Source organism: Virgibacillus sp. W0430, assembly GCF_051846935.1.
Lineage (GTDB): Bacteria > Bacillota > Bacilli > Bacillales > Amphibacillaceae > JBPYCR01.
In genome coordinates, this window is sequence record NZ_JBPYCS010000036.1 from 1 (window position 1) to 7629 (window position 7629).

The 7629-nt window shown below is 33.6% G+C and carries 8 protein-coding genes; all 8 read right to left on the reverse strand.

Annotated elements, in window-relative coordinates; genetic code table 11:
• Nucleotides 1–107 precede the first annotated feature (107 nt).
• Nucleotides 108–794, reverse strand: coding sequence for an acylneuraminate cytidylyltransferase family protein (locus ACLIBH_RS13085; protein WP_439317161.1), 687 nt, complete (start codon nt 792–794; stop codon nt 108–110).
• Complete coding sequence (locus ACLIBH_RS13090) at nt 791–1840, reverse strand: nucleotidyltransferase family protein (RefSeq protein WP_439317162.1); 1050 nt, start codon at nt 1838–1840, stop codon at nt 791–793. The genes ACLIBH_RS13085 and ACLIBH_RS13090 overlap by 4 nt, the downstream gene beginning before the upstream one ends.
• 34 nt (nt 1841–1874) lie before the next feature.
• Complete coding sequence (locus ACLIBH_RS13095) at nt 1875–2795, reverse strand: methionyl-tRNA formyltransferase (RefSeq protein WP_439317163.1); 921 nt, start codon at nt 2793–2795, stop codon at nt 1875–1877.
• Complete coding sequence (gene neuB, locus ACLIBH_RS13100) at nt 2788–3861, reverse strand: N-acetylneuraminate synthase (protein ID WP_439317164.1); 1074 nt, start codon at nt 3859–3861, stop codon at nt 2788–2790. Before neuB ends, ACLIBH_RS13095 begins: the two co-directional genes overlap by 8 nt.
• Nucleotides 3858–5021, reverse strand: coding sequence for a UDP-N-acetylglucosamine 2-epimerase (gene neuC, locus ACLIBH_RS13105; protein WP_439317165.1), 1164 nt, complete (start codon nt 5019–5021; stop codon nt 3858–3860). The genes neuB and neuC overlap by 4 nt, the downstream gene beginning before the upstream one ends.
• Nucleotides 5002–6186: a LegC family aminotransferase gene (locus tag ACLIBH_RS13110; protein ID WP_439317166.1), complete on the reverse strand. Its 1185-nt coding sequence runs from the start codon at nt 6184–6186 to the stop codon at nt 5002–5004. Before ACLIBH_RS13110 ends, neuC begins: the two co-directional genes overlap by 20 nt.
• Nucleotides 6183–7181: an NAD-dependent 4,6-dehydratase LegB gene (locus ACLIBH_RS13115; protein WP_439317167.1), complete on the reverse strand. Its 999-nt coding sequence runs from the start codon at nt 7179–7181 to the stop codon at nt 6183–6185. Before ACLIBH_RS13115 ends, ACLIBH_RS13110 begins: the two co-directional genes overlap by 4 nt.
• A 1-nt stretch (nt 7182) precedes the next feature.
• The coding region (locus ACLIBH_RS13120) for a hypothetical protein (protein WP_439317168.1) at nt 7183–7629 on the reverse strand (447 nt) is incomplete at its 5' end.

The following is a 7629-nucleotide window of genomic DNA, read 5'->3' on the forward strand; positions in this document are numbered from 1 at the left end:
GATACATAGGCAGCAAAAGTAAGTGTCCTAAATTTGTTCAGAAAGCCATTGTATTGAATAAGGGGTATGATGATTAATCTATTCTGATAGCTCTATATTTGATCTATTTATTTTTCACTTAGCAGCAATTCACACATTTTAAAGTCCAGTTCACTATCAATATCATATGACCTTTCTTTGGGCATAATATAAGCGATTGTTTCTGATTGAATAAATGCTCTTTGCTGGATTAGTTTTTCTGTACCTGAAACATATATAGCTCCGTTAAGCATATAAGCTTTGGATAGATCCTGTCTGCGAATGGGTAACTTGTTATTTTCTAAAAAAGATTTCATTTTATTATTTTTATCAAGCTTGAACATCCAATAAGGAGTGTTTTCAGATACAGTGACTGAAACTACAGCTATACCATTATTTTCAATTGCTGTTTCTATAGCATTATCAATATCATTAACCGTTCTTAGAGGGGAAGTTGGCTGTAATAAAACAATGTAATCATAAGAAGGGAATTGTTCCAATGCATGTAAGATCGGATCTATTCCGGGAGTGTCATCTAATGCTAATTCCTTTGGGCGAACAAATGGAACTTCACACCTATATTGCTTTGCCACATTAATAATTTCTTTATCTTCTGAGGATACTATTAGTCGATCAATATATTTTGATTTTTTCGCTTCTTCAATCGTCCAAGCAATTAATGGCTTCCCTGCGAGTTTTTTTATATTTTTACGTGGAACTCCTTTTGAACCACCTCTAGCAGGTATAATAGCTAGAATTGTTTTGTTATTGATCATGAAAACACCTCGGAGAATTCTCCATTAGCTTTCTCATAATCATCCATTCTACCAATATCCATCCAATACTCCCTAAGAGGAAATGCAGATATTTCTTTCCTTTTATCCATAAGTTTGTTAAAGAGCTCAGGCATATCAAAAAAAGTATTCGTAGGAACATATCGCAGAGCTTCAGGGTTCAAAACATAAACTCCCGCATTAACGAAGCTACGATGCAAAGGTTTTTCTTTAATTGATACAAGACGATGATTTTTTGTTTCGATTACGCCATATGGAATCTGATATTCATGCTCTCTTACACACATTGTTGCTGATGATTTAGAATTCACATGAAAATCGAGCAATTGTTCATAATTTATTTTTGTAAGCAGGTCTCCATTCATCACAAAAAAAGGTTTTTTAGGCTTAACGGGTAATAAAGAAAGAGCGCCTGCGGTTCCGAGTCTTTTCTCTTCATCAATATAAGAAATCGTTACTCCTAATAAGCGACCGTCTTTAAAATAGTTCTTTATCTGCTCTTTTTTATAATTTACGGATAAGATAAAGTTTGAAAACCCATAGCTTTTAAAGCTTTCTATGATTGTTTCTAAAATTGGTTTATCTCCAATATTTAACATTGGTTTCGGAGTATCATTTGTTAAAGGCTGTAGCCTTGTCCCTAATCCTCCAGCCATAATGACAACAACATTTTCTTTATTAGGTAACGTCTTTATCTCATTTGAAAAAACAATATTAAGTATTTGCATCTGTTCATTTACAATCGGTAATTGCTTCAACTTATTTTGTTCTAAAATTTCCTTATAGTAAAATTGATCTTTACCTTCACATTCGTAAACAGGAGAGTCATTCATTACTTTTTCAACAGTAGTTTCCAATGAAAAACCTTTTAAAATGCCTCGACGAATATCGCCATCTGTAATGGTTCCCATTAATCTATTATCTTTGTCGACTACTACAGCAAATTGTAAAGAAGAGTTATCTATGATTTCCATCGTTTCTAAAATAGTTGTCGAAGGTGGTATAAGTATTTTTGTCCATTTATTCATTGTCTACACTTCCTTAAACACGTTTCCACATATTCTAAGATAAGTTATTTGTATTATATTTTATCAATCTATCACCAATTCTAATTTGTCCATCATATTCATAATCTATTATTTCGAGAAATGTATCTTTTGTTTTTATTATAAACCCATTATTTGTCTTGCCAATTACTTGTCCAGGAATTCCTTTATACTCGATAGCATTTGGTATTATTCTTGATTTATTAATTTTTATTTCTTTATCTCTAAGCAAACTCCTCGACTTTGGACCAGGATAACATATGGCTCTAATAAAATTAAACAGATCTTCACTACTTTGATTCCAATCTATAATTTCATCTCCTACTTTTCGCTTACCACAATAAAACCCAACGGGGTGAATGTCCTTTTGTTTAGTTACTGTTACATTTTCATTTTGTATGAGATTAATTGCATCATACAATAACTTTCCACATTCTGTATAAGCTAGATTTAATAACGATCGATAGTCATCTGTTTCCTTAATTGGATACGTTTTTTGGAGAATGATATCACCAGTATCTATACCTTCATCGATAAAATGAACAGTTATCCCAAACTCACTTTCCCCATTTATAAGAACCCAATTTAGTACATTTCTACCTCTATAAAAGGGGAGTTTTCCTGCGTGACAATTTATTGTTTTATATGGAGGCATATTAATGATATCTCTTTTCATAATTTGGTTAAATGACATAGATACAAACAAATCACAATTATATTTTTCAACTAGTGCAAGAAAATCGTTTGAATTTATATCCTCATGCTTTAAGTAATCAATTTTATGTCTCTGTGCATAGTCTTTTAATATAATGTCTTCAGAATCATATCGGACACAAATAAAACAGATTTGTAAACGCTTGTCATCTAATAACAATTCCAAAGCTCTATGCGCCCATATACCATCTGCAAAATAACCTATTTTAAATTTATTAATCATTGATAACCTCATCTTCCTCGTAGTCTTTATCTGATTTTTCCCCCAGATAATTCCAATAATGATAAGGAGCAATCCCTGTTCCAGGCCGTTTAATCGTTAGGTTTTCTTTTGTAAACATATCTCCCGCTTTAATTGATTTAGCAGCTACTAAACTTTTCCTAGCAACCTCTTTGTTTTTTAATTCACGTTTCAGGGGCTTTTTCTTTTCTTCTCCTAAAGAACTTTCAATAACTCGAATTGATTGTACCATTTCTTTTAATTGGGCTGGTTCTAGAGACGCTACATGATCCGGTCCAGGTAACGTTTTATCTAACGTAAAATGCTTTTCTATTATGGAAACTCCTTTTGCAACTGCTGCAATTGGTATTAAAATCCCTTCTGAATGATCCGATAACCCAATAGGAAGATTGAATTCCTTTTTCATTCCATCCACTACATTAAGATTAACATCTTCAACCGGTGTAGGGTACTCCGTAGTGCAATGAAGAATGCTCACTTTATTTCTAAGCAATGTCTTGGCTTCCTTCGTTTCATAAAAAGATTTTGCTTCTTTTAACGAAATAGAACTATTACCGGAATATCCATATGCTAAAAACGCAAGTGCTAAATGAATTTCTTCCATAGTAGCCATTCCCGTGGATAGGATAACCCTTATCCCTTGTTTAGCAATTTCATACAAATATGGAGCATTTGTGATTTCTCCTGAAGGTACTTTCATTACGGGTAACTCTAACTCATGAATTAAAAAATACACACTTTCGAGATCGAAAGGTGTAGATAAAAATATGATGTCTTTTTCATCGCAATACTGTTTTAATTGTTTAAAATCATGATAGCTTAATTCCAGCTTTTTTAGCATATCAAACTGCGAAGAAACTTCACCTATGTTTTTCTTTTGATAATCCGCTTGTTTAGCTGTTTTGGTGACAAGCTTCTCCGTTTTGAACGTTTGAAACTTAATCGCATCCGCTTGTGCCTCAACTGCAGCATCGACCAGCTTATAAGCTAATTTTAGCGAACCATTATGATTAACGCCCGCTTCAGCGATAATGAAAACTTTTTTCATATTATCTCTCCATCATAAAAGGCTTTAATTGTTGAATCAATATTAGATTTTTTCAATATGTGCTTAATTTTAGAGGCAGTATTTCCTTCACCAAAAATTCTATAGTTAATATTTTTCTCAAACTTAAATCTTAATGCCTTTTGTATTGCTTTATAAATTTCTTCTTCTTCTGCAATACAATTAATTACAGACTTAGGCCTCGCTCTTCCTTTTTGCCGATCTCCAATATTAACTGTAGGTGTATTAACATAAGCTGCTTCTAGTAGACCACTAGAGGAATTTCCTATTACTACATCAGCTCTCTTAAGGACACTTAAATACAATTGTTGTCCTAATGAATCGAATAATCTACTATTTTGTGGATTAGATTCTACAAATTCTTGAATAAGTTTATTTATTCGTCTGCCTTCATTGTCAGCATTTGCTTTTGTGAAAATTAGTGCAGTATCATTGAAATGTTCGAGTACTTTGAGTAGTTCCTTAGTTCCCTCAATAGGATCATTTGCCAAAGTCGTGGGATGTTGTGTGATTAGAAACAAGGGGCCAGCACAAGAAATACCAACTTTTTGTTCTATAACTTGTAACTCATAAAACTTCATTTTTTTAATGGTTTCCACACCTAAAGCCCCTACGTTGTGTACTCTACTATAATGTTCTCCTAGTCTGATTACTCTTTCACGATGATGGTTAGTTGTTACAAAATGAAATGAGCTCATTTTTGTAATTGCGTGTCGAATCGAATCGTCATAGGCTCCATGTGTAACTTCTCCCCCATGAATATGCGCAATATGAATACTCAAAACCATTGCGGCTTGTGCTGCAGCTAATATTTCATATCGATCTCCAAGTAATACTAGTATATCGGGATTTAACCTATTTAAAGTGTCCGCCATCCCAATTGTTCCTAGACCAATGGACTTAGCTACACCAACAGGCGTATCACTAGAAAGCAACATCTCCACTTTTTCATTAATTACAAATCCGTCTTTTTCAATTTCTTTATACGTTAATCCAAACTCCGGTGACAAATGCATCCCAGTTACAATCAATTGTAATTCTAATTCAGGATCATCTTCAATTTCTTTCATTAACCAATAGAGTAAACCATACTCTGCACGTGTTCCAGTCACTACACAAATTTTACGTCTTTTTACCATCATTACATTCCCCTAAATATGGACTACTTGGAAGATTAATTACTTGATCTTGTAGTTGCTCAGTAATTGATAAATCTGATCGCTCAAAATCAACAAACGGTTTTAATAAGTGGAGTGGTTTCCAAATAGGCCTTGCAATAATTTTGTTTTCAATCAATGTTTTTAGCGCAGTTTCAACACTGTATTGACTTGGTTCCAAGATTATTGTTTGTAACCAAAAGTTACTTTTTGAGTTGCTATTTTCCTTAAACAAAGTTATACCGTCATATTTTGATAAAATTTGATGGTATTTATCATTAAGCGAACGTTTTTTACATAGATAGCCTTCTATACTTTCCAGCTGTGCACAACCTAATGCAGCATTAATATTTGGCATACGATAATTATAACCGATCTCATCATGTACATACTGCCAGCTATGCGGGACTTTGGCTGTCGTTGTTAAGTGCTTAGCGTAATTGGCTAAGCCTTCATCATTTGTTAATATTGCACCTCCGCCACCAGTTGTAATAATTTTATTACCATTAAAACTGAGAGCAGCAGTTTTTCCAAAATTACCTGTATGTACTCCTTTATATAAAGATCCTAAAGATTCTGCTGCGTCCTCCACCATAATAATTCTAAAACGATCACATACTTCTAGTAATGGGTCAAGATCCACCGGATGACCAAAAGTATGCATTGGGACTACTGCACGAATAATATTGCCCGTCTTTTTATTAATGCATACATTGTTTTTAATAATAGCTGTTTCCTTTAAGTAATCATCTAATTTATAAGGATCAACACCGAGCGTTGCCTTAGATACATCTATAAAATGAGGCTTGGCTCCACAGTACGTTACAGCATTCCCAGTAGCGACAAATGTTAAGGACGGAATAAGAACCTCATCACCTGGCTGCACACCAACTAATTTCAATGCAATATGAAGTGCGGCAGTGCCATTCATCACAGCAATTGCACGCCTAACCCCTGTATATTCTGCCAACATATTTTCAAATCGATCAACATATTTTCCGACTGAAGAAACCCAGCCTGCTTCTATACAATCGAACACATAAGTTTTTTCATTTCCTTCAAATAGTGGTTCATGTAGCGGTAAAACAGTTTTACCCGGTTGTAAGCTATGAATTTCTCTTGCTAGTTCTCTCCATATATTGGCACTCATATGTTATATACATCTGCCTTATAATTTGATAAATTATTTTCATCAAGAAACCATTCTGCAGTTTCCTTTAAGCCTCTTTTAAATCCTTCTTTTCCACCAAAAGACGGTTTCCAACCCAGTACATTTTTTGCCTTTTTATTATCTGCCCAAAGTCGCTCCACTTCACTTTTCTCAGGTCGAGTACGTTGCTCAGAGGTGACAATCTCAACTTTTTTGTTAAGTACATTAGAAATTAATTGTACCGTTTCACCAATCGATACTTCATAATTACTGCCAATGTTAATAGTTTCCCCAATAGATTTATTACTCTCCATAAACGATATAAATCCATTTACGGTATCTTTTATATAGTTAAAGTCTCTCGTTGGAGATAATGAACCTAATTCAATCTTTTCCTTACCCGATGCTATTTGAGTAATTATCGTAGGTATTACCGCTCTTGCAGACTGTCTTGGTCCATACGTGTTAAATGGTCTAATGATACCTACAGGTGTTTCAAAAGACCGATAAAAAGACATTGCCAATTCATCTGCTGCAATTTTTGTAGCTGAGTAAGGAGACTGACCTTGTATAGGATGATTTTCATCTATTGGTACGTATTGGGCAGTTCCATAAACTTCACTTGTAGATGTATGGACTACTTTTCTAATTCCGAGCTCATTTGCAGCCTGTAGAACATTTAATGTCCCTTTTATATTCGTATCTACATAAGTGTCAGGTGAATGGTAAGAGTATGGAATAGCAATTAAAGCTGCTAAATGTAAAACGACATCACAATCTTTCATCGCTTCTTTTACGCCATGTGGATCCCTAATATCGCCACTGAACACTTCAATCGATTGCTTTATATCTTCTGGAGTTGTGTCTAACCAGCCCCATGAATTAAATGAATTATAATAAATAAATGCTTTAACTTCGTAGCCTTGTCTAACTAATTCTTCTGTTAAATGTGAACCTATGAAACCATCGGCACCTGTTACTAAAACTTTTACCATACTATTTTTTCCCTTTCGCTAATAATTCATTCTCATATATTCGGCTCATAACATTTTCCAGTTCTATATCGCCTTGCTGACAGTGTTTCATAAAGCTTGTAAATATCGGAACTATTTCCTTTCCTTTTTTTAATACATCGTTTTCCTCATTTAATCGCTGAAGCTCATTTGCTAAGTACTGTACGTGTATTCGAATAAAGAAAGATAAAAAATCATTATAATAATTATTCTCCAATAAATTATTATAGAGTTTATCGAATTTTATTAAGTCATCTAATACATCAGATTTATTTTTAATAGTAGTATGATTAGAAATTGAGGCCATTAAGCTTTTAAAAGTATCAAGGAGTACAATAAACTCCTTCCTACTATTAATTAACTTGTTTAATCGTATTGTAACAACTTCTTTTATATAGTTATTTTCAGTTTCCCACCATTTTGATTTCCT